At 34.3% G+C, this 25,522-nt stretch carries 16 protein-coding genes; 1 reads left to right on the top strand and 15 read right to left on the bottom strand.

The window, feature by feature from the left end; all coding sequences use genetic code 11:
• Window positions 1-150: 150 nt before the first annotated feature.
• From Q4566_RS09810 to Q4566_RS09800, 3 genes are read right to left on the bottom strand one after another with little or no spacing between them, the layout of a single operon-like run.
• Entirely contained in the window at window positions 151-819 is a 669-nt protein-coding gene (locus tag Q4566_RS09810) for a bifunctional 4-hydroxy-2-oxoglutarate aldolase/2-dehydro-3-deoxy-phosphogluconate aldolase (RefSeq protein ID WP_303420645.1), read from the bottom strand.
• Between the two features lie 19 nt (window positions 820-838).
• Entirely contained in the window at window positions 839-2,056 is a 1,218-nt protein-coding gene (locus Q4566_RS09805) for a 6-phosphofructokinase (RefSeq protein ID WP_303420643.1), read from the bottom strand.
• A gap of 44 nt (window positions 2,057-2,100) precedes the next feature.
• Entirely contained in the window at window positions 2,101-3,147 is a 1,047-nt protein-coding gene (locus Q4566_RS09800; protein ID WP_303420641.1) for a sugar kinase, read from the bottom strand.
• Between the two features lie 110 nt (window positions 3,148-3,257).
• On the opposite strand from Q4566_RS09800, the gene Q4566_RS09795 reads away from it, so the two are divergent.
• Window positions 3,258-4,322 (top strand): LacI family DNA-binding transcriptional regulator, encoded by a 1,065-nt coding sequence (locus tag Q4566_RS09795; protein WP_408056947.1) that lies wholly within the window; start codon window positions 3,258-3,260, stop codon window positions 4,320-4,322.
• An 84-nt stretch (window positions 4,323-4,406) separates the two neighbouring features.
• On the opposite strand, the gene Q4566_RS09790 is transcribed toward Q4566_RS09795, so the two are convergent.
• From Q4566_RS09790 to Q4566_RS09735, 12 genes are all read right to left on the bottom strand, one after another.
• Window positions 4,407-5,171, bottom strand: a complete 765-nt coding sequence (locus Q4566_RS09790; RefSeq protein ID WP_303420639.1) for an SDR family NAD(P)-dependent oxidoreductase — start codon at window positions 5,169-5,171, stop codon at window positions 4,407-4,409.
• Window positions 5,172-5,204: 33 nt separating this feature from the next.
• The gene (locus Q4566_RS09785) at window positions 5,205-6,494 is read right to left on the bottom strand and encodes an MFS transporter (RefSeq protein ID WP_303420637.1); all 1,290 of its coding nucleotides are present in this window, start codon (window positions 6,492-6,494) and stop codon (window positions 5,205-5,207) included.
• Window positions 6,495-6,665: 171 nt separating this feature from the next.
• Window positions 6,666-7,382, bottom strand: a complete 717-nt coding sequence (locus tag Q4566_RS09780; RefSeq protein WP_303420635.1) for a FadR/GntR family transcriptional regulator — start codon at window positions 7,380-7,382, stop codon at window positions 6,666-6,668.
• A gap of 170 nt (window positions 7,383-7,552) precedes the next feature.
• On the bottom strand, window positions 7,553-8,476 hold the full coding sequence (locus Q4566_RS09775) for a polysaccharide lyase family 7 protein (protein ID WP_303420633.1): 924 nt from the start codon (window positions 8,474-8,476) through the stop codon (window positions 7,553-7,555).
• 36 nt (window positions 8,477-8,512) lie between these two features.
• Window positions 8,513-9,913: a PKD domain-containing protein gene (locus tag Q4566_RS09770; protein WP_303420631.1), complete on the bottom strand. Its 1,401-nt coding sequence runs from the start codon at window positions 9,911-9,913 to the stop codon at window positions 8,513-8,515.
• Between the two features lie 12 nt (window positions 9,914-9,925).
• Window positions 9,926-11,131 (bottom strand): hypothetical protein, encoded by a 1,206-nt coding sequence (locus Q4566_RS09765; protein WP_303420629.1) that lies wholly within the window; start codon window positions 11,129-11,131, stop codon window positions 9,926-9,928.
• A 13-nt stretch (window positions 11,132-11,144) separates the two neighbouring features.
• Entirely contained in the window at window positions 11,145-12,689 is a 1,545-nt protein-coding gene (locus Q4566_RS09760) for a RagB/SusD family nutrient uptake outer membrane protein (RefSeq protein WP_303420627.1), read from the bottom strand.
• A 6-nt stretch (window positions 12,690-12,695) separates the two neighbouring features.
• A complete protein-coding gene (locus Q4566_RS09755; protein WP_303420625.1) occupies window positions 12,696-15,926 on the bottom strand; it encodes a SusC/RagA family TonB-linked outer membrane protein in 3,231 nt (1,076 codons plus the stop codon).
• 708 nt (window positions 15,927-16,634) lie between these two features.
• Window positions 16,635-18,917, bottom strand: a complete 2,283-nt coding sequence (locus tag Q4566_RS09750; protein ID WP_303420622.1) for an alginate lyase family protein — start codon at window positions 18,915-18,917, stop codon at window positions 16,635-16,637.
• A 321-nt stretch (window positions 18,918-19,238) separates the two neighbouring features.
• Entirely contained in the window at window positions 19,239-21,476 is a 2,238-nt protein-coding gene (locus Q4566_RS09745) for a heparinase II/III family protein (RefSeq protein WP_303420620.1), read from the bottom strand.
• A 10-nt stretch (window positions 21,477-21,486) separates the two neighbouring features.
• Entirely contained in the window at window positions 21,487-23,847 is a 2,361-nt protein-coding gene (locus tag Q4566_RS09740) for a chondroitinase-B domain-containing protein (RefSeq protein WP_303420618.1), read from the bottom strand.
• A 225-nt stretch (window positions 23,848-24,072) separates the two neighbouring features.
• Window positions 24,073-25,308, bottom strand: a complete 1,236-nt coding sequence (locus Q4566_RS09735; protein WP_303420616.1) for a T9SS type A sorting domain-containing protein — start codon at window positions 25,306-25,308, stop codon at window positions 24,073-24,075.
• Window positions 25,309-25,522 lie beyond the last annotated feature (214 nt).

The following is a 25,522-nucleotide window of genomic DNA, read 5'->3' as shown; positions in this document are numbered from 1 at the left end:
GAAAGGTTTAAATAATCAGCTTGCGCCATGTTGAACTTTCTACAGAAATCCACCTCATTTTAAAGCACAAAAAAAGGTAGCGATTTAACATCACTACCTTTAGTTCTATAATTTTGAGACGGTTAAAAGCGTCTCAGAAATTTTAATTTTCTATTTTCTAACCGCTTGTACGATTGCTAAAGCATCTTTTACATCTTGCTCTAACTTAGCGTAATCTTTATTCGCGATAATGTCTTTAGAAATCAATTGAGATCCCATTCCAACACAAGTTGCACCGGCATCAAACCATCCTTTTAAGTTTTCCTCATTTGGAGCAACACCACCAGTTGGCATAATGCTAGTCCAAGGTTGAGGCCCTTTAATTCCTTTAATAAATTTTGGTCCGTATAAGTCACCAGGGAATAATTTTACGATTTCACATCCTAATTCTTCCGCTCTAGCGATTTCAGTTAAAGAACCACATCCTGGAGACCAAAGTACTTTTTTACGGTTACAAGCGATAGCGATATCTTCTCTCAATACTGGAGTTACGATAAAGTTAGCACCTAAAGCCATATATAATGAAGCCGCAGCACCATCAGTTACAGAACCAACACCCATAATCATTCCTGGTAATTCAGCAATAGCGTATTTCGTTAATTCTCCAAAAACTTCGTGAGCGAAATCACCACGAGCAGTAAACTCCATTAAACGAGCTCCACCATCGTAACAAGCTTTTAATACTTTTTTACTAAGCTCAATGTCACTATGAAAAAATAAAGGAATCATTCCAGTATCTTTCATGGCTTGAGCAACTTCTAATCTTGAAAATTGTGCCATTTTATTATTTTTAATTTTTTTAATTCCAGTTTAAGATTTTCTTAAAATCGTATGCTTCTGGATTTGGTAAATATTGTTTTGCTTTTTCATAATCTTTTTCTTGAATATAGAAAAGGTTATTAATAAAAAGCTGAGCCATATCTGATTCGATATCGACTAATCTTGGTGGAATTTTTCCGCTTTCATCTTCAAAATCCTTTAAAAACAAAGGCGCAATATCACCATTAGAGTTTGCACTCACGATACAACCAGAGATACCCTGATCAAATAATTTTTTAACACCAATTCCTAATAAAGAACATAATGTTAAATCGAATGCAATGGGGTTACAACATCTTAATTCGTAACCAAGCTCTACAGGTCTTGTTTTCACTTTTAAACCAATCTCTTTCAGTTTTACCTGTAATAAATAGTTGAAAATATGTGATTTACTTACGTTTCCTAACTCTGGATGACCGTGATCGTCGTAAGTAAAATTAATATCAGAATTAATAATTTCTTCTTCATCCATGAAATGAAAAACCCCTTCACTTACAAGCGCTACGCCATATTCAATACCTTTGATCTTACATTTTACAATGGAAGATACAATCATATTAATAAGCTTATCAAAAGTAATTTTGGTTTTGTTAAACATTTCTGGAATAATCATCATTTGAAAATGACAAGCAGAAGCTATTCCGAAAGCTAAATGTCCAGCCGAGCGTCCCATGGCAGACATTACAAACCAGTTTTCACTGGTTCTTGCATCTTCATAAACGGTATTACCAATTCTAACACCTTCATCTTTGGCTGTATGAAATCCGAAAGTAGGATTTCTATCAGGCAAAGGCAAATCGTTATCAATGGTTTTAGGAACGTGTACATGAGCTACATCGAGCTCTTGCTTTTGAAGATATTTGGTTAATCTATTGGCGGTCGATGCAGTATCGTCACCGCCAATAGTTACCAATAATTTGACATTATTATTTTTAAAGAAATCTGCTTTAAAATCGCTGTCTTTTGGCTTAAATCTACTCATGGTAATAGTAGAGCCACCGCGACTAAAAATACGATCGGCAAGTTCAAAATCAAAAATCTTTACCTCTGGGTTTTCTGTAAGCAACCCTTTAAATCCGTGGTGAACGCCAATAACCTTATAACCATCTTTAATAAAAGTTTTAGCTATGGTGCTTACAACTGTATTAATTCCAGGTGCAGGTCCTCCTCCACAGATAATCGCAATAGATTTTTCCATTTTTACTTCTCGTACTTTTAAAATTTTAAAACAGTTATTGTGTATTATCTAGCTACACGTCCAGATGCATCACCACCCATAAGTTTGTTAACTTCAGCAACAGTTACTAAGTTGGCATCACCTTTAATCGTGTGTTTTAGACAAGAAGCAGCAACTGCGAAGTCTAATGCATTTTGATCGTTATCAGGGTAAGTTAATAATCCATAGATTAAACCTCCCATGAAAGAATCACCACCACCTACTCTATCAACGATATCTGTAATTTGGTATTGACGTGTTTCTAACATTTTAGTTCCATCATATAATACGCCAGCCCATGTGTTATGAGAAGCAGAGATAGAACCTCTTAATGTTGTAATTACTTTTTTAGCTTTAGGGAATTTTTCCATCATTTGCTTACAAACAGATAAGAAAGCTTCCGCTTTAACATCGTGTCCAGCTGTTTGAACAGCAGCACCATCAGGCTTAATTCCAAAGTGCATTTCTGCATCTTCTTCATTTCCTAAAACAACATCACAGTAAGATGTTAATTCAGTCATGATAGATTCTCTATGAGCATCATCACAGAAGTTCCATAATTTTGCACGGTAATTTAAATCTGTAGAAATCGTAATGCCTTTTGCACTAGCAGCTTTTACAGCTTCTAAACAAACATCTGCAGAACTTTGAGAAATAGCTGGCGTAATACCAGTCCAGTGAAACCACTCTACACCTTCGAAAACAGCATCCCAATCAATCATTCCTGATTCAATTGTAGACATAGAAGAATAGGCTCTATCGTAAACCACTTTAGATCCTCTAGACACGGCTCCAGTTTCTAAGAAATAGATGCCTAAACGGTCTCCACCCCATACAATCTTATCAACACCCACACCTCTTTTACGCATTTCCATCATAGCACACTCACCAATATCATTCTTAGGTAAACGTGTTACAAAATCACAATCAACACCATAATTAGCCAATGATACAGCTACGTTAGATTCACCACCACCATAAACAACATCAAAATTGTTCGCTTGAGAAAATCTTAAAAATCCTTGAGGAGCTAATCTTAACATGATTTCTCCAAACGTTACTACTTTACTCATTTCTATTTTGTTTAATATTATAAAAAGTATTTTGTTTAAACGTTTAAGCAAAAGTTAAAAAAACACAATAACACATCATGTTTTTGATAATTAAAATTTAAGAATTATCTTTGCTTAAACGTTTAAGCAAAGATATAAAAAAAATAATTATCAAAAAAAAAACAACCATAAAAGATATAGCTAACGTGCTAAACATTTCTCCTGCAGCAGTTTCAAAAGCATTGCATGACGACTCACGCATTAGCGAAAAAACAAAAAAAGCTGTTAAACAGGTCGCAAAAAATTTAAACTATCATCCCAACCATCTTGCTAGTGCACTTAGAAAAGGAAAGAGTAACCTAGTTGGGATTATTGCCCCTAGAACTAACAGCCATTTTTTTTCGGGTGTCGTTCAAAGTATGGAGGAAGTTCTAAACAAAAAAGGGTATAATATAATCATGACACATTCCAATGAGTCCTATAAAAAAGAATGTGATAACATTGATACTCTTCTATATACACAAGTAGATGGTATTATTGCTTCTATGGCAAATGAAACCATCGATCTATCCTACTTCAATAAAATTAAATCAAAAGGCATCCCTCTTATTCTATTCGACCGTGGAGAAAACGATTTAAACGTAGATTATATAGGTATAGATGACTACAAAAGCAGTCATATAATAGTAAAACATTTAGTCGAACAAGGTTGTAAACGCATTGCTCATATTGGAGGCTATAAACATACTAGAATTTTTAACAATCGAATACGAGGTTATATTGATGCCTTAAAAGAACATAATTTACCTCTAGAAGAAGAATTACTTATTGAAAGTAGTTTATCTATTGAAGAAGGCAGAAAAAAAATGGAACAACTATTAAAACTAAAAGACATACCGGACGCTGTTTATGTTGCTAGTGATTATGCCGCTTTAGGAGCGCTACAGGTTTTAAAAGAAAGACAAATAAAAGTACCAGAAGACATCGCTCTAGTTGGTTTTGGTAACGAACCGTTTACAGCTATGGTTACTCCTTCCATTACAAGCATCAATCAACATAGTGAAGAAATTGGTAAACTTGCTGCCAAAACATTTTTAGAACACATGAACTCAACTGTTATAAAACAAAGTTTGAACAAGAAAATACTTGAGGCCGAACTTATCATTCGAGATTCTTCAAAAAAAGTAAAAGCATAAACTTCTTAAGTTTACAAAATCATATAAATAAAAAAGGGTTTGTTATTAAAATAACAAACCCTTTTTTATATAAATCTTGTTGAATTAGATTCCTAATCCTTGTCCACCTGTAACTTGAATAGTTTCAGCTGTTAAGAATGAAGCATCTTTACTAGCTAGGAAAGAAACCACTGAAGCAACTTCTTCTGGTTTTCCTAGTTCACCTAATAAGATGTTGTTCTTCCAAGAAGCAAATACTTCTGGCTTAGTAGATTTAATTTGAGCGTGGAAAGGCGTATCAATTGTACCAGGAGATACAGCATTAACTCTAATTCCGTACTCAGCTAAATCTTTAGCTAAAGCTCTTGTAATAGCTTGAACACCTGCTTTAGAAGTACCATATACTCCAGCTCCAGGTCCACCAGCATTCCATCCTGCGATAGAAGTGTAGTTAATGATAGAAGCATTTTCAGATTTTTTCAAGAAAGGAATAGCCGCTCTTGAAGCAAAAAATGTAGAATCCAAGTTTAAAGCCATAACAAATCTGTAAAATTCAGTTGTCATTTCTTCAAATCTAGATCTTCCACCTAAACCACCTGCATTGTTAACAAGGACATCAATTTTTCCAAATTTCTCTCCAATTTTAGTGATATTAGAAGTTACAGCTTCATCGTTAGTAACATCAAATCCCCAGTATTCAGCAGTGATACCTTCAGCAGTAAGTTCTTCAACTCTTTTTGCTCCAGCTTCATCTTCAATACCGTTTAAAACAACAGTATATCCATCTTTACCAAGACGCTTTGCTACTTCAAAACCTATTCCTCCAGTAGCACCAGTGATAACAGCTACTTGATCTTTTACATTTCCCATTTTTACTATATTTAAAATTTTAATTAGTTATAATTATTCTTCTACTGATTTGATGGTTCTTGCGAAATAATAAATTGCACCAATTCCTAGTGGTACAAATACCGCGATCGCAATAAATATTGGGGTGTATGAAAATTTCTCTTGTACAATAGGAACTAAAAAGTTCATAAGTATTACAGAAAACACACCAACCATACCTGCTAATCCAGCTAATGAACCTACAGATTTACCACTAAACAAATCACTAGGTAAGGTTTGTACATTTCCAATAGCAAATTGGAAACCAAATAATACAAAGAATACGATCGCCACAAAACGCTCTGGTGAATCACCAAACATCACCGTAGCAACTAATCCTAAGAACATGATGATTCCACCAATAAGGATGGTTAATTTTCTACCTTTATCAATAGAATTTGTTTTTGTAATAATTCGTCCAGAAACATAACCACCGGCAATACTACCTAAAGCAGCACCAACATAAGGTACCCATGCAAACATACCAACTTCTTTTACGTCGAAACCGTAAACATCGGCTAAGTAAAGAGGCATCCAACCTACAAACAACCACCAGATTGGTTCTAAGAAAAAACGACCAACAACAATTGCCCATGATTCTCTATGAGATAAAATTTGTCCTAAGCTTAAGCCTTTAGTTTCAGCCGTAGATTCTTGATCAGCTTTACTCTGACCTTCTAGAATGTACTTTTGTTCTTCTTTTGAAATCCAAGGGTGTGTTTTAGGTCCAGATTTGTTAATAATTAACCATGGAATAATCCATAAGATACCAAAAGAACCAATAACCATAAAAGTCGTTCTCCAACCGAAGGCCACAAATAATGTCGCAATAAATGGTGGTGCAATTACAGAACCAATTGATGCACCCGCGTTAAATAAACCTTGAGCAAAAGCACGTTCTTTAATTGGAAACCATTCCGCATTACTTTTAACACCTCCTGGCCAGTTACCAGCTTCAGAAATACCAAGTGTACTTCTAAAAAATGTAAGTCCTGCTAAACCATTAACTAAAGAGTGACAAAATGAAGATAATCCCCAAACACCAATACTAATAACATAACCGATTCTAGTACCAACTTTATCAAATAATTTACCTGAAAATAATTGACCTAATGCATAAAATACCATAAAGATATTTAAGATTAAACCATAGTCATTTTTATCAAGGCCTAATGACCCAGAGATAGAATCAGGTTGATCACTACTACCCCACATAATTGCTAAAGCACTTCTATCAATGTAATTGATAACCGTTGCCAAAAAAATTAGTCCAATAATGAACCAACGTAAACCTTTTACTTTCATATTCTTATTTATTTATAAATATTAAATCCCTTTAACAACTTGCATAAGTTAGGAATGTGATATACAAATATCAATTTGTACTTCTTTAATAAAATTTTTCATGAACACAAACTACCAAAGCGTGTCTTCAATACTCATATATTATGCTTTCCGATTAAAGAAATTACACTGTTAATCAGAACTTTCAGAGCTATAGCAATACTGATACAAAAAGTTGAAGTGTTCCTTCATCTTTTCTCTTGCTTGCGCAGAATTCTGATCTTTTATAGCATTATAAATTCCACGATGTTCTTCAATACCCTGTACCGATTGATCTTTATCACATACATGATACTTCTCAAAGTCCATTATAATTTGTGGTATGATGGTTAACATAAACATGTTCATCGTAGCATTTCCACTGGCTTTAGCAATGGCTAAATGAAAAAGTAAATCCTCTTGAACCGCATCTTCTCCATTTCTTGCCTTTACTTCATATGCATCAAGAGCTTCTTCAATATTTTTTAAATCATTATCAGTTCTTCTCAACGAAGCTAAGCTCACTGTTTTTAACTCTAATAATATTCTAGTTTCTACAAGTGATTTAAAATCTGGCGATTCTAATCTTAATATATCATCTATCATCCCGTTCATAGCAACTACCCCAATATTTGCCACGAATGTCCCACTTTGTGGAATAGATTTTAATAAACCATAGAACTCAAGTTTTTGGATGGTATCACGAATGTTACTTCTAGTAACACCAAACTTTTCTGAAAGCATTCTTTCAGATGGTAACTTATCGCCTGGTTCTAAATTTTTATAATTTATTAATTCTTTAATTTGACTAATAATAGCCTTTTGTGCATTGTTGTTGTTGTCATTGACAGTAAAAACGTCTAATTTCATTTTATTATGGGGGTTTAAATAACCTGGTTAACTTATTAATACCTTTAAATTCATATCACTTAAAAGGCTGTGTTTTTGAATTTTACTACACATCTACATTATTGTAAAATCCAAACAAAATTAACACTTAACAATAACTCAAACAAATCTTAAATTTTTAACATAAAGAATTAATGACTTACTTCTAAGTCATAAAATTTAACCTTAGCATAGGCACCATCATCTCTTGACTGGAAATAGTTTCCAGCTTTAAAATAATTTTCAAACACACCCCAACGTTGCATGTGTATGCCTTCATAAACCTTATACTCGTTACCATTTAAAACGATAACCATTTTTCCTTCAGAGATCTTAACCTCTAATGTAAATTTTCTAAAACCAACTTCTTGTTCGAAATTAAAACCTTCATCATCATCCCATGCATCTTCATGAAGGATTTCTTCGTTAGAAGCGGCAATGTTTTTAAGTACTTTAGTTTTAACTCTTACTTTACCATTATGCCAATAAATTTTTAACATCGGAGGCGCATTATTGTCATCCTCTCCAATTAAATCACGTTGCTCATTAGATAAACGTCCGTGAATTTGCATAATAATAACTTTGTGGTATTTGCCATTGGAATCCTTAGAAACTTCTTCCATGGCAATAGTTCCTTTCATGTTTCCACCGTCCTTAAAAGTCCAGTTTACATTGTTCTCACCAGGCACCATTTGTTCTCTAAGTTCAGATCTTGTGTACTTAGTATTTTTTGTTGTAGATTTTGTTGGCATCGCATGAAACACTATCGAGCCATCTGTAGAATCAATATACATATATGGTTTAGCAATTTCATTACTAGCAAAATCTAAAATTTCAGGAGGATCAATCTCATAGGGTTTACCTTTTTCATTTTGCACTGGCAAAGTTACTTTCCAATGACTCAAATCGATATCCGGCAATCTAACCTTACCTCTTCTTTTTTTCTTCTTTTTAGACTTTTTTTCAGTCTTCGTTTTACTATCTGTAGTGCTACTTGCCTTATCTTGGCAAGTAGCATTTACAGAAATAAAAACTATAAGCAATAATCCTAAAATTTCTTTTCGAAAATTTCTCATATATACTTTAATAATTGTTTTGGATTAGCTTAATTACTAAAATCCAGGAGTTTCAATTGAAATATCATCTAAATACACTTCAGTAGAACCGTCTACTCCACTAAATGGTACTGCATAAAAAACAGCTGTAGTGGTTGTAGGAATAAATGTGAAAGTATATTCAGTATAAGTATTCGTGTTACCTGAAACAACAAATACCTCATCACTATTACCTGCTAAATCAGTTTCATCTTGAACTTCATTGTTTAACATATAAATAGTAAAATCATCTGGAGATTCTGTTTTCACAAACATTGAAATGGTATATTCTACACCTACTTCAACCTCAAACGGTTGATATGCTCTACGATCATCACTATCAAACTTTAATCCATAATCACCTGTATGACTTGAACTCGTAATACCAGCAGCTTTCTTACCTAAAGATTTAAGGCCAGAATTTTCCCATGTGTAAGGACTTGCTGTACCATCTTTTAATGAATTTGGCGGATCTGTTTCCCATGCATCATTATTATCATCCTTAAAAGCAGTAAACTCATCAATAGAACCATTTGCAATTACAGCAGCAACGGTTGGCTGAATTCCACCTACAGGTACTGTTTGAGTTTTACTTTTAGAAACACCAGCATCATTTGTGGTTGTTAAAGTAACATCATAAGTACCATTATTAGCATAGGTATGCGTTGGGTTTAAATCGGTAGATGTATTACCATCTCCAAAATCCCATGAATGAGATGTTGCAAGAAGTGAAGCATCCGTAAAGTCTACAGTTAATTTATTGACTACAAAAGTAAAATCTGGTACAGTAGAAAGTACTAAATCCTTAATTTCTTCAGTTACCGTATAATCATCACCTACATAATTAGTAACAGTTAAGGTCGCATAAAAAGGTCCAACATCGCTATATATATGTACTGGACTAAACTCAGGATCTTGCTCAGTTTGATTCTCAGAATCCCATGAAACAGAAGTTCCATCTCCAAAATCCCAAACTAATGATTCTGCACCAGAGGTCATATTATTAAAAGTCACTTCTGAATCAACTACAGAAAAATCAAAATCTACAGATACAGGTCCTACTTGCGTAGAATCTACAGCAGTTAAACCATCTGAACTTACGGTTGTTAATTTAACATCATACAAACCTCCATCAGCGTAAGTATAGTTAGGGTTTGCATCAGTTGATGTATTACCATCACCAAAATCCCATGCATAAGAAGCAGCATCAGTAGAATAACTTCTAAATACAACCGACAAAGTATTATCAGGATCTAAGCTCGTTGTAAACTGAGTATTAGGTTCAATACCATTAATATTACCTGTTGGCGGCTCATATGGTTCGTAACCATCATCATAACATGACACGAGTCCCAAAAACAACACCAGTAAAGCAAAGCTACTTTTTGGTTGACTTTTAATTAATTTATAAATCTTCATAATTAGTTTTTTTTATTGTTTAACTGATATCTGGAATGCATCTAATCTTCCTTCAGTACCAGGTGAATTGGTAAGTAAGATAATTACTGACTCTAAATCACCTACTTCAAAAGTGATCGCATTATTTGAGAAAACATCTTGAGTAGTATTCTCGTTAGTTGTTGTTCTCGAAGCGATGATATTTGCAGGGTCTTGTGCTTCTACTAAACTATTAGCAGCAGGATTGATAATAGAAACCGTGATATCACCGTAATTATCACCAGGATCTACAGTACTGAAATACGTTAATACATAAGTTGCTCCTGGAGTTACTTCAATTTCTTGGTAACCAGTACGTGTTCCATCTGGTGGGAATTTGGCTGCTTGAACGCCTTCTGGCAAACGATCAGCTGCTTCACTTTTGTCCTCATTAATCTGAAAAACACTTCCCCATCTAGAACTGCTAGGTGATCTCCATGAATCTCTACCATCACCGGATTTATCAAATAAATCAGCATCTTCAAAACCAGCTTCACCAATTTCAGGCACTGGAACTGTAGGAACCGCTTGGAATACTGTTACACCACTTACAGTTGAAGTAGATTTCCCTAAATTATCAGTCACTTTTAAGCCCACATTATAATCACCATAAGTAGGAAAACCAAAAATCAATTCACGATCTTGTAATGTTGCCGCTGGTAAGTTTAATATTTCCTCATTAAGAGCATCAATCGTTGCAATAGTTTCAGGTGTACGTGCAGCCTCAGCAGCAGCAAGATCAACTTTAAGCGCATCAACTTCTGCTTGCATCACAGCTGCTTTAGCTGGATCTGTTTCACAAGGTATTTTAAACTCTATTTTATCAATTTCAGATTGAATACCTACTACAGCCGCATCAGCTATAGCGATTGACTGCTCAAGTACCGGTAAATCTTTATTGATTAATTCAATATCAGCTACATCAATACCTGGCTCATCAGTTGTAATGGTCCAATCGTACATCGTACCATTAACAGCTAAATTAGTTCCACCTTGAAAAAAGTAATCATAGTTAGCCGAAAGCTCAACTTCATTACAATCAAATTCCGAAGACGATACATCACTGTAGCTATAAAACGGCGTTGGTCCAGTAATATCTTCTAGATCACCCACCTCTGGTAAGTCATCGTTCACACATGAAGCTAAGGACACTAATGCGCCTACAGCCACATACTTTAAATTAAACAAATAGTTTTTCATAATCTTATAAGTTTTAGTATCCATTATTTTGTTTATAGAAACCTGGTAGGTTATCTAACTCTCTCTGAGGAAAAGGCAAGTATTTCTTTGGGCTCGTATAAAACAAACTATTGTTATCAGAAAATTCTTGTAACACACGGTCAGCCTCTCCAAATCTAATTAAATCGTATAAACGTTGGTTTTCGTATACAAACTCCATACGACGTTCTTCTAATAACATCTCCTTAGTGATGCTCGCAGCATCATTAAGACCAGCTCTCTCTCTAACCTGATTAAAGGCATCAACAGCTCTAGAATCTTGAGTATCATTACCACCAGCTAAAATCGCTTCAGTATAAAGTAATAATACATCAGCATATCTTAATACAATCCAGTCATTATCTCCAATCTCACCTGGCGTTGGAAACTTAGCGTTAAAGGTATCGTTAGTTGGAAGTGAAGGATTATAAGAAATCGCATCAATACTTGCGTAAAAACGAACTGGTTGTAACGCAGGCGTCATATAATCTAAGAAATCAAGAGATGCGATATTAACACCATTTGAAGGCCCTTGAAGCGTCATAGCGAAACTATGAGACTCAGAATCTGTTTGTACTTGCTCATCTAAAGCACTATCACTAGTTACATATTCATCACTACTCGCTAAATCATAAGAAATAGAGAAGATTACTTCATCATTAATTTCGTAGCCATCATTATTTGACCAAGAACCATCAGGAACCCCATCAGTAAATCCACCTGAAATTTCATTACCGAATACATATCCATAATCTTGAATTAAATTAGCATTATGTAAGGCATTTGAGTTGCTACCTTTCTCGCTAGTAATTAAATCAAAACCATAAACTCCATTATTGTCAACTACTGAAGCCAATAACAACTCAGCCTCTGTATAATCTGGATTTGGCTGACTTAAATAAGCCTTTGCCGCTAAACAAATAGCAGCACCTGCAGATGGGCGGTATCTATTTAATTCAACACCATCTAGGTAAGCAATAGATGTTTTAAAATCCTCAATGATTTTAGCATAAACATCAGCCTCAGGTAATTGCGGATAATCTTCAGCCTCATCTTCTGAAACATCTAAAACCTTATCAATATATGGTACATTTTGATAAGCTCTTACTAAATTGAAGTGACATAACGCACGCATAAAGTAAGCCTCACCTACAGTATATTGTTGACTTTCAGATGCTAAAAAACGATTATCAATAATAGTATTAGCATGCTTTATCGTAGACATATTATTAGAATAATAAGTCGATACATCACCATTATTAGGATCGATGTTATAGGCATTAAAATCAGGGTAGTTACCATTTTCAGAGTTCGCTCTTACATTATCGGAACGTAATTCTGTTAATAAAAATTCATTTGCTGGTACTTTTTGGTAAGCATCAAGCACACCATTAGACAGCAATATAAATCCGTTATCTGTTTGCAGCAATTCCTCAATTGAAAGTGCAGTTGGGTTATCAAGGTCAAGTTCTTCGGCACAGCCAGTAAGTAAGGCCGCTGCTGAAAAACAAACTATAATATTTTTATATATCTTTTTCATAATTTATTAGAATTGAAAGTTAAGACCTGCTGAAATTGTTCTTACTACTGGTCCATCTCCTCTTTGGTAACCTGCAGTTAATGGCGTATTTGCATTATCTGAAGTTTGACCAGCAGCTTCTGGGTTAAACCCTTCGTAGTCTGCAGCAGTAAAGAAAAGTAAGTTTTCACCTGTTACATATAGTCTAAGTCTATCAATGTTATACTTAGAAGTAAATGATTCAGGAATGGTATAACCAAACGTAATATTTCTCATGGTGATATAAGAAGCATCTTGAATATGATCATCAGTATATCTTCTGTGTACTAATAAATCTCTATCAACAAAATCGTTAACTGAGTTTACCGCAGACTCACTAGCATAATACAATTGATCTAAATCAGCTACACGTACTTCAGCACCGTGAGACCCTTGCCATTGGAAACCAAAGTCAAAGTTTTTATAAGTAAAGTCAGAATTGAAACCCCAAGTGAAATCAGGGTAAGGATTACCTAACTCTGTTCTATCTTCAGCATCAATAATACCGTCACCGTTTAAATCTTTCACATATACGTGAGCGAAATCATTGTTAAATCTATTAAACGGATTATCAACATATTCTAAAGGCATTTCTTTTTCATAAACCCAACCGTAGAAAGAAGTAATTGGCTGCCCTACTCTGGCTATAAACTCTGTTGGTCTAGTGTCTTGATCAATTCTAGAAAGAATTTGATCATTACGTCCTAAACTCACAACTTCGTTTCTATTTAAAGCAAAGTTACCAGAAGCTTTCCAACTCATGTTCTCGTTAGTATAAATTCTAGAACTTACTTCAACTTCAACACCTTCGTTTTTAACTTCACCAATGTTTTGCAACCAGTTATCAGTTCCGTAAACACCAGATACTGGAGCGAAAAGAATTAAATCTTTACTACTTCTTGTATAGTAATCAACACCTAAATTGAATAAACTTCTACCAAATGTCATATCCAAACCAGGGTTAAATTCTACCAATTGCTCCCAACCTAAATTTTGGTTAGCTAAAGTAATCGCTTTTACACCAGACAAACCTTGGTAACTAATTGTACTAAAAGACTCTTGGAATCTGTAAAGTGAATTAAATACGTTGTTATCAATTTCATTAGAACCAGATATACCGTAACTCGCTCTTAATTTAAAGAAGCTTATGACATCACTATTTGCTAAGAAGTCTTCCTTAGTAAGGATCCAACCAACAGAAGCTGCAGGGAAGAACCCAAACCTTGTGTTAGTACCAAATCTTGTACTACCATCAGTACGAGCAGAAACTTGTAGTAAGTATTTTTCATCAAAGCTATAATCAATTCTACCAAAATAAGATACTAACTTATCTGTACCATTATCTGTAAATGTTGTACCACCATCAGCAAGTGCAATGTTATTGTTAAAATCATCAGTATAACCAACATTTTCAGTTTCTTGAGTGTAAAAATCTCTTTGAGTAAACTCAAAACCAAATACTGAATTTATACTATGCTTACCGAAACTTTTATTGTATTTAAGAAGCGATTCAAAAGCATATTGGTTTAATTCATCTCTTGATTCTAAACGAAACGACTCTTGGTCTCTATTTTCTTGACCATACAAATAGTCTGTATTATTGTCTTTACTGTGTCTAAATACACCTGAAATAGATTGTCTAAAACTAAGTCCTTTTGCTAACTTAAAATCAATATAAGCCGAAGTATTTAAGTTCAACTTCTTCTTTAATCTTTCTCTTTCAATATAGTGCACTAAAGGATGAACATTCTTAGTTGTAGATAAGGTTAATCCACCATCAATTTCAGGACTTATTGTAGGAAGCCCTGTTGCAGGGTCTCTTGCGATTGTTCTTGGGTTACTAGGATCTTGTGTAAACACGTGGTCAAAAGCTCTTGAGAAACCGTAACTACCAACATCAAGATTTTCAAATAATTTACCAGCATCTGTTCCCACACCAACTTCTCTTGAGAAGTTAGTCACATATGGCATGTGCTCTTCTGTTAAATAAAGTGGTAAGTGCCCATATTGTCTTAAAGGATCGGTAAATCTTGTTGGTACTCTAACTTGATCGTTGTAGTTCACACTAATGTTTGTACCAAATTTAATTTTCTTGTTTTTAGATTTACTATCCACTTTAATTCTTGCATTAATCTTCCTAAAGTTATCGGTTATAACAACACCTTCATCTTCAAGATACCCTAAAGACGCTGTGTAACTTGTTAATTCTGAACCACCTCTAGCAGCAAATGAGTGACTGGTAATCACACCTCCATTAAAGATTTCATCTTGCCAGTTTGTTTCACCACCATTTAACGAGGCAAGAAAATCCATAGCATCAAGTTCAGCGAAAGCCGAATCATAATACTTGTTGATATCATCATATCTTGGACTACTTGGGTCGATAGCAGCAACTTCATCTGAAAGACTATTTAATCTAGCTCTTTCATCAGCGATTGTAGTATTGAAATTGTCGTTGTTTTTAGTAAACTTATATCCCGTAAATGTGTTATAAGAGAATTTTGTTTGACCAGAAACACCTTCTTTAAGCGTTACCAAGATTACACCATTTGCACCACGAGAACCGTAGATTGCAACAGAAGAAGCATCCTTTAACACACTTAAAGATTCAATATTATTATTATCAATAGAACCTAAGATATCTGGGTCTGTACCTAATACTACACCATCAACAACAATAAGTGGTGCTGAAGATCCTGTAATAGAACCTGGTCCTCTTAATGTGATTTTTGGATCTCCACCCGCTTCACTAGAAGTTACTTGAATTCTTAAACCTGCAACCTTACCTTGAAGTGCATCCTCCACACGCGCTACAGAGTAATCCTGAATATCTTTAGAATCTACTTTCGTTAAGGCACTAGTGATATCTTTCTCTTTCTGATCACCATAACCAATAACGACAACTTCATCAAGCTGCGATACATCTTCAGTTAATGAAATGTTTAATGTGGCATCTCCCGAAAAAAGTTTCGTTTGAGACACATAACCAAGATAAGAGAACTGAATCGCCTCACCTTGCTCTACTGAGATTTCGTAGTTCCCATCGAAATCTGTAGTAGTACCTCTAGAAGTACCTACTACAATAACATTTACACCAGGAATAGGAATACCATCCTCAGAAGACACTACGGCCCCTTTCAGAACTGTTCCATTCTGCGCAAACGTAGTAATGCTTAAAAGCAAAACAACAAATAGTGCTAATTTATTTTTTAAATTCATAATTGGTTTTTTTATGTTTAAATAGTATAGTTAATACAACCCAGACACATAACGATCGGAATTGCCTTTTTTTACCTCCAATTGACTTAACACAAACCCTATTTATAAGTTTATACTAAGATCAAGTCTTCGGCTTGAGTTTTAATTTACCTCCCTCCTAAAAGAAGTAAACATTTAAAAAGTTTGAAAAATAATCCCCCTTTTTTTACAATAAAATCATGTTAATAATAGTTTTTTAAGAAAGCGTTAAACATCTAATTTAATTGTCGAAAACCAGTTTGGTTTACCACATTGGTTTACCAAAGATATGTTAAATTAAACTTAAAGCAAAATATTTTCTTAAATTAACATGCTTACTCTATAAATATTAACGAATTAGCCAAAAAAATATCGATAAACTCACTTAAACCCTTAAAAAAAAGCCTAACACTTTTTAAGCTCTTACATAAAAATTCACTTAAGTTTTAAGTCGCTTCTTCAACTATTTATTAATACTCCCTACTAGCAACATAAGTTGGCCCGGTAATGTTTTGCAACAAATAAAACAACACCTAAGCAACATCTATATTACTTGCATGCTGTTATCAGCACATTCCACTGCGTGTACTCTGAATCATTTTACCTCTTGTTTTCCTTCGAGTTACTTCTTCTAAAAGGAATTCTTTGCTTGTTCCAATTGTTTTCATAATCATTATTTTAATCATCTACTTATTTAAAATAATAGCTCCCAGTCCACTGGAAAGTATTATCATTTATTTTCAAATTATGTTTCTTTTCTTTCGAAGTTGTTTTATTAGACACAATAAATACTTTGCTATTCCCTTGTAAATCCACAATGCTTACTGCTGTATAATCTGCATCATTATAAATGACTTTTATTTTTGAAATGTTACTGTGTGAGTTTACAGCATTTTCGGACACAGGGCTATAACCTCCATGAGATTCAATAACCGAAGCAAATACAGCATCCTTAGTTTGAGACTTTCTAAGCATAATGGCTGGCTCTTTACGTAAATTAAATTCTGGATCAGCTGCTCCTATTCGAGTAAAAAACACTTCGTCTTGATTATTAGTAACTGTAGTTAAAGTGTGAAAACGGCCCGCATTCAACCAAGACAACTTCACATTTTCTTGACTAGCTTTTCCTTGTCCTTCAACGAATAAATGTTGATACCCGTGTTTAGACCCCAGTGGTTTTAACGTTTCTGGTGTACTGTATTTAAAGTTGGTCTCCATAACCTGCCCTAAGAAATAATATGGAAAATCGTATTGATTTGCTTTATCTGAAGTCACACGCATTAGGTCTAATACATAAGGCTTTTCAAAATCCTTATCTGTTATCACAGCCATAGTACGATGCATAACCGTGCCTGGGTAAGCATTAGCCTCATGAGCACTTACCACTTTGATATTAGCATTAGAAAAATCGTAAAAATCCAATACAGAATGATGTTTTGAACCTATTTCGTACTTCCCTTGAAAATGACTTGTTTCGTTCTGAGTCACCGTGTTATGAGCAATAGTTTGTTTTGCCCAAGTTTTGTTTTCTTTTAAATAATTACCACCACCTTTTTGTTCAATATTCACAAAACGTGCTAAGCCATAATCTTGAATAACTTCTTGACCGTTTTCATACATGGAAAATGATAACTTATCATAATGTCCGTGACTTAAACCTTGAGCTGCATACTTAAACACGACTTCTAAATCATCGTTACGTAATACAGCAACTCCTCCTTGTTTTCCATCTGGTCCATCGCTAAGATTAACCGACTTCTTATTAAATGGTTTTGTTTCTCCTTTTTTAATACCTAAAGCAATAGCTAAACCTGAATCATCTAATAAAACACGATTTTGTTTTTCAGCAATACTTAACAAGCCTGGATTTTTTCCACCGTGTAAGTAGGCAATATCTACAGCTGTCACTAGTTCTTTTGAATAATAAGACATGCCTTTTTGCCCATCATTTAAAGGAAAGAAATCTCCATCAGCATCAGAAAGATTTAATAAAGCATCAACAGCTTTTAAAAGCACACCATCTTTATGTTCAAAAATTTTAAGCTCAGGTTTTACATTATTTAAAGCTTCAGAGAAAATTAAAAATGGATACATCGCGTATCTCTGATAGTATGGACCTTCAGTATAATAGCCATCCGGAGAAAAAGGTTCTTCCAAATTCGCTAAAAATCCAGCTCTACCTTCAGGGTCTTTTATATACCCACCATCATTATCCTTTTCATTTGGATCTAGACCATCATTTTCAATACCGTACAGCGCACGTTGTAACAGTTCGTCATCATCCATAACCAATGCAATCATGCCTACCGCGGCGTTACCCCAAGTACTATGATTATGAACACGGTTATAGAATTTCGGATTACCAATTGAAATAAAATCAGCAAACGGCCTGAACAAATCTCTCTCAAGAGTTTCACGCTCCTCAGGAGTTAGATACTCATAAATACAATCATAACCCTGACTTGCATAAACCAACCAGTTAGAATCATTTAAACATTGCCAAAACAATTTACCTCTAGCATAAGAACGCGTTTGAGGGTGCACCGGCAAATCTTTATACATGTCTGCATATTGAAAGAACATGTCTTTCACATACTTCGCATATTTTTCGTCATCTAAAATTTGATAAAGCAAACCTGCTTTTTCAAGCATAAAAAAGTTGCGCTTATGACGTACGTGTGTATAACCCCCAGAGAAATCTTTTGGAATTGGTGTATCTATACCTGCTTCAATTTCGGCATCAACCTCTTCTTTTGCCATTTCTAATGAAGCATCAAAAATTGGAATATTACCTAAATTTTTTCGGATTTCTTCTACTCCGGCTTTAGTAATAATAAGTTTTGGATGTCCGCCAGATGAACTCTTTGCTTCCTCTTTACTTGAAGTTTCGTTTTGATCTTTACAAGAAAGCACACTTCCTAACATTAACACGCTAAGAAACAGCCCGATAATCGTTTTTTTATTTAACGCCATTCGTTTTATTCGAATTTATTTATTAAATTTAGTCTCTACTGGAAACCAGTTTGGTTTACCAGATTGGTTTTCCAAATATAAGTATATTTATCACTTACACCAAACCACTTCACTTAAATTGTTAATTTTAATGTATTATTTTTACCAAATACATATTTTTTTGCCCCACTTCAATTAATTAATTATCATATAAATAGCGCTAAACAATATTTAGTTTATTTTTTTAGCAGAAATTACGATTCACTACGCTTTCATCAATCTTAGTATGGTTTATTGTATGCAGAAGAAATTTAAATAAAATCACAAACACTTATTTTACAGTCAATAAGTTAAGCTGAAAATAGCTCCCGACTTTAAAGAAACTTTTTTTGAATGTTTAGCACTTATAAATTGACATTCTACTGCCTCTTCAGACAACAGCTGAATGGTTAATTCTCCTTCTCTTTTAGAAAAATAAACATCTGAAATTGCAGAAAACTGAAGTGTAACATCATCAATTTTTAAACTTTTTACCGACAGAAACACCTCATCATTACCCTTAGTTAAGCTTAGCGTATTTTCGCCCTGGGTCTCCCAATTTGAATGATTTAACACCCAACCTTTAATTTCTACTTGTTTCTTATTTTCATCAATACGATTATCATAACCCTTGTAAGGATACAACACCGTAACAAACGCAAAGTCCTTCTGTTGGCTTTTAGAAACTACCGACCACTGTTTACCGCGTTTTCCAGATACTGAAACAGCATCAATATTTTGTAACTGATATAGATCCAACCCTGTGGCATCACTAAAAGTAGCACGCAAAAGATTAGGTGCTAATTCCTGACTAAAATGCCCTTGCCAAACTTGTTTGTAATCGTGTGGTTTTTCAGATGAGAAATTATCTTTTACAATCCAGAAATCGTCTTTTAAATAAATAACTTGCCTAGAATAGTTTACCCCAACATTTTTAAATCCGTCATGCGAACCAACAAACAAATCTAAATCATCGTTAGTTTCCCATGCTATTGTTGAAGGCTGTGGCAATTCTTTAAACTTTCCAAAACCACTCCCTCCTTTATTTGACGTGTAATGTTTCCCTTGTAATTCATCATCTACTAAAGCCACATTTTTAGTCATTGAGTTTTTAAATAATTCTAAATCATCAAGAGAATAGCGTACTTGATAATTTGGTAGCATGGGCTTACCGTAAGCCATAAATTGAACCCCTAACATATCACCGTGTTGATGATCGGGTTTATCCTTATCCAATCCTGCCGTAATTACCATAACCTTATCATCACTATTCCAGCCTTCACGCATCACGTAAATTCCAGTTGTTGGAAAACTTACAGATTTCATCGTAGGAGCTTCAGAAGAAATGTTATTCAACGAAGCCAATTGATCGCTAGTAACAAACCAAAACATTTTAGACTGCACCGTTTTATTAGCAAAGTATCCAAATTCAGGATCGTCAAACAACAAATAACCAAGCGTTAAAGCTCCTGAGATATCATTTGTTTCTCCCCACGGATTATCTGTATCATCAGAAAGTACCGGAGCTGATTTATTAGGGTATGCAATTTTAGTTAAAGACACAAACAACGACTTTAACTTAGCACTCCAAAAATCGTTTACCTTATAATCACTTAATTTTGCGAGTTGATATACATAATAGTAGTTTCCAATATCACTGATATGGTAATGCACAGTACGCTCAAACTGAAACCCATCATCATTTATTTCTTTAGCCAAGTGCTCTTCTAACAATTTCATCGCATGCTCGTACCAAATATCTGTACCTTCAAAATCACGCAATAAAATTGAAATCATAGCTAAAGCAGAAAGCCCCCGAGTTTGATGATTTCCTGGATGAAACTTAGTATTGTTAGCAAACAAATCTGCGCCATGCTGAAGCAACGTCGCAATGGTTATTAGTTGATCGCTATCACTATAAGCTTCTTCTCCAAGAAACATATTATGAATTTGCAACCAATTTAAAACGCGATAACCTGAACGAAACGCTTCATAGACCCCGTTACCGTCTTCTATTTTTTCGTATTCACCAGCCAGAAGTGCTGAATTAAGGGATTGAAGTTGATTTTTAAAGTAATTTAAATACGTGATATCTTTATTCTGGTAGAAATAGTAATAAGCAATATCTACCATTTTATGCTGACGCGCTAAATGCCGTAAAGCATAAGCATTAACCGGTTCGCCATTTTGATAGTTAAATGGCAAAACCCACTGGGTAGCATCAGGAAATTTGGCCAAGTGATCTAAGGCGCGCTCAGTGTGCAACGCTTCAGCCTCTGGATACAGGCTTTTGTAGGTCTCAAAACGGCTTTCAAAATTTTTCCAGTTGAAGAAATAGCGTTCTGAAAATTTATCACGGAAATAGGCTGCTAATTTTTCTTCGGAAATCGGCTTAGACCCTAACTCCTTTTGAATCTCTTTAGTTAAATACTCTGAAAGATTTTCGTTAGCAATAACTTTATCAGTAGGTATATTTTGCGAAAAAAGGTTTTGCATTAGCCCGAAGACTAACACAAAACCTAATTGTTTTACTAATTTCATTCTGTATGAATTAATACATCATTTTCATCTCTAAGTTCTCTTGAACTTTAATTTCACCAGAATTAGAAATCGTATTGTTTGAATGTTCGTTATTCTTTGCTCCCCATAACACAGACACAAATTTAACTGGGTTATTTTTAAAGGTATTATCCTTAATATTTACATTAACAATACCGCGGTGATTTAATAACGTCTTGTTCTTTTCATGACCACCAGAGTTTGTAAATGTACAGTTAGCAATTAACAAGTTTCCACCAATAGTAGACTCGTCGTAACCACCTCTATAATAATCAACAACATTTTGCTTAATCGCATTAAAGGTACAATCTGTAATGGTTAAGTATTCTGTGTTATAATCACCTTTATCATTAATCTCTTCAGATAATTCAAGACCATTTTCACATTTATCAAAGGCTGTTTTTTCGAAAGTAATATTTTCAGCAAAAGCTTCTTTATAAACTCTTAAGGCATAAGCGAAATCACTAATCTCACAGTTTGAAACTGTTAAACCAAAGTGATTAGACATGTTTTCCTTTAAACTTGCAAAAGCATAATTTTCGCCATTACCTTTTAATACCACATTGTTTAATGTTAAAAGCCCTTTAGGGTTTAACTCAAAAACTGGTGTTTCTGCCGCTCCAGAAAAAACGATTTGTGCTTTTTCATCTGCCGGTGATTGAATCGTAATTGCTTTACTAATTTTTAAAGACTTATCTAATTCATAAACACCTTTAGCCAAAGCAATAACATCTCCAGACTTAGCAGCATCAATTTTTTGTTGTAATTCTGCAACTGAAGAAACATTATGTGTAGTTGCTTCTTTAGTTTCAACAACGTTTGAATACCAATCGGCTCCATATTTCGTTTTATCTAAAATATTTGGATTCGCCACATCAGCTTTTAAACTTGCACCAACAGCATTGTTTTCTTCTCTAGAATTACCAAATAAATCTTTAGTAATGGTATTAAAATCGAAGCCTTGATAAGGCTCTACCGAACTAGGCACTCCTGTTGGAAGCATGATGTTATCTGTAATTTTAGTCAATTCTAATGATGCTGTTTGAATACCACCATCAAAATCTTTGAAATCAACACCTTGATTGTTGATCACGTTACTTTTAAAAAGTACACCATCAGCTTTATCATGTTCAAAAACTGGTGAAGGATCACCAACTTCGTTATAAATAACATTATTTGCCACCGTCGTTCTAATTGGTCTTGCCGATCTAATTTCAGATTTAGGTAACACATCTGATTGCGCAATGTTAGTACCTACACCAAACTGCCAAGGCGAAACACAATTCACATAAGTGTTATATGCCACAACGACATCAGTCACTTGATTGTATCTGTTTTGAGGTGATTTAGGAATACCGTTCATTACAGCCAAAGCACTTCTAAAACTAGCTCCTTTTATGTTAAAAAAGTAGTTGTTGGTTACCCAATGTCCAGAATTTACAATTCTAATACCTCCTACGTTTGTATTTTCACTATCGTTAATGAAGTAATTACCATCAATAATACAGTAGTTACCATGTCTTGTTACTAAAGACCCTTCACTGTTATAAAATACATTTCCTCTAAACTCGTTAAAGTTTGTTTTACTTGAAATAATTTCTACCTCACCATTACACTCTTCAAATAGGTTATTTTCTACCATAGTGTAACTTGGCGCCATAGATGTAAAACTATTACCAATTTGAATGGTCTCTGCACTAGCACCACCTTTTCTAGGACGTGGCCCAAAGTGGTTATTTACAATTTGGTGGTAATTATTCATACTCTCAATACCTTCCAAATTAACACGTACTGTTGGTCCGCGATTTGTTTTACCAGCAATATAGCAATTGCTTAAAGTGTTATTTCTTCCCCAAAATTGCACCCATAAATCGGTTTCATCACGATGTAACTGATTAAAATCTTCAATTACACAGTTCGTTACTGTACAGTTGTATGCAATTTCGTTTTCATTGATTCTAAAATCGATAACCGAACTAGAAGGCGAATGCCCATTTTTAAAATGCAAGCCTTCAACTTTTAAATATTCTCCAGCGAATTTCAAGTAAGATTCCCCTTCAATAGAAACACCTCCAGCAGTTTCAGCCTTAATCGTGATAGGCTGATCTTTGGTTCCTTTTCCTCTAAATTTTATTTCAACATCCTTCCAAACACCATCAGACATCACAATAACATCACCTGGCTCGGCTTTTTTAATGGCTTCGTTTAATTCGTCACCATTTGTTACAGCTGATGAAGATGCCGCTTTTGGCGTTTTTTCCTTACACCCTACACTTAAAAACAAAACAGTTATTAATAACGCTGCTTTTGTTATTAAATGACGTTGAACACTTTTCTTCTGAATTTTATTCATTGCACTTATTAATTATGATTATTCGAACCTAAAGTTATAATTAATTAGCTATAAATGAGCTAATAAACTAACACTATTTACAATTGCATAGTTTTAAGATTTATAAAAGCAAACAATAAAACGACGACTAACTCATCTTTTTACTGTTTGCTTTTGGTTTGGTTTTCTTAAAATACAAAAAAGCCTTTTATTTTACTAAAAGGCTTTTAATAACTAAACAACTACTTATTGAACTACTAATTTTTTACTAAAAGTACGTCCACTAGCCTCAATTTTCAGGATATACACCCCTCTGTTGATGCTAGACAAATCAATTATGCTACCACTAAATTGATTGTTCTGATAAACACTCTTCCCTAACAAACTGTAAATACTTACAGCTGAAATTTGAAGGTTGTTCGATTTTATATTTAAAATATCGTTTGCTGGATTTGGATAGATTGCGAAACCATTTACTGATGCTTCTTCTACAGATAATGAAGCCGAAGTAGGATTTAAACTACCATAAATAGTATTAAAATCCGCATAACCTTCAAAAGCTGCAGGTATAGTCTTATCTGTATCATCACTAAACTCTAATGTACCTTCAGAGGCAGTAGTCACTACCCAATCACTTGTAGTGAAACCTGTTGAAGCACCTTGTCTCATCATTAAAGAAGCACTAGTGGTACCATAAGGAACAACATTAGCTCCAGGCGTTGTAAACTGATAAGCACTAATACCTGCATCATTATTGTTTCTCGCAAAAATAATCTGCCCATAAGCATACTCTCCATTTCTTCCTGCATTAGCATCGTCTTCATCCATGAAAGAAACTGAATCATAAAGTGTCCATAAAGTATGATCACCAGTAGCGTCAATCGCACCATCAGCCGTTGCAGCAGAACCATCACCATCTAAAAAGACACCTTTTGGATTAGTAGACGAAGAAACCAACATATAAGTTGCAGTTTGATCAATAAAGTTACCATCCCAACCAATATCTGGCGCTTGCGTAGTAACTGCACTTGAACTGGAACTACCCACATTATTCCCCTCTAATTCAATCGTAAGTATATGAGCATCACCATCCATATCCGCAGTGTAAGGATTTTCATAATACCCATCTCCTGCAGTAACCCCACCACTATCTTGATTATAATTCGCGACAACTGCTAATATTCCATTTGCCCCAAAAACCCGAGTCCCATCACCTAATTCAATAGCTTCTTCAACCTTCCCAATACCATTGTTAGAACTTCTATCTCCATCGCCTTCAATAGTAATTAAATATAAATTACTAGGCACTACCACCCCAGCAGGCCCTCTAACTTCAAGAAGTTCATTAGTTAAATCTTGCCCATTAGGACTAGGCATAATCTTATTAATATAATACCCAGAACCAGTCGGAATATTATCAAACGTTTGAGCGAAGCCAAATGATGCAGTAAATAATGCTGCTAAAAGTAATTTTGTTTTCATATTATATAGTTTAAATTAATTAGTTTTAATTGTGGTTAAATTTTACGCGGTAAACCAAACTGGTTTACCACATTGGTTCTCCAAATATAAGTATAAATATGAATAAACCAAATTTTACTTTGTTAAATTTCATATTAGATAATTAAAAGACTTTAGAAATACAGATTAACTACTATTTGCGTGCCTCTACATACTACGATTCTATTATAAAAAC

Origin of the sequence: Tamlana sp. 2_MG-2023 (assembly GCF_030548465.1) — a bacterium.
Classification (GTDB): domain Bacteria; phylum Bacteroidota; class Bacteroidia; order Flavobacteriales; family Flavobacteriaceae; genus Pseudotamlana.
This window is presented reverse-complemented; position numbering and strand designations above follow the sequence as displayed.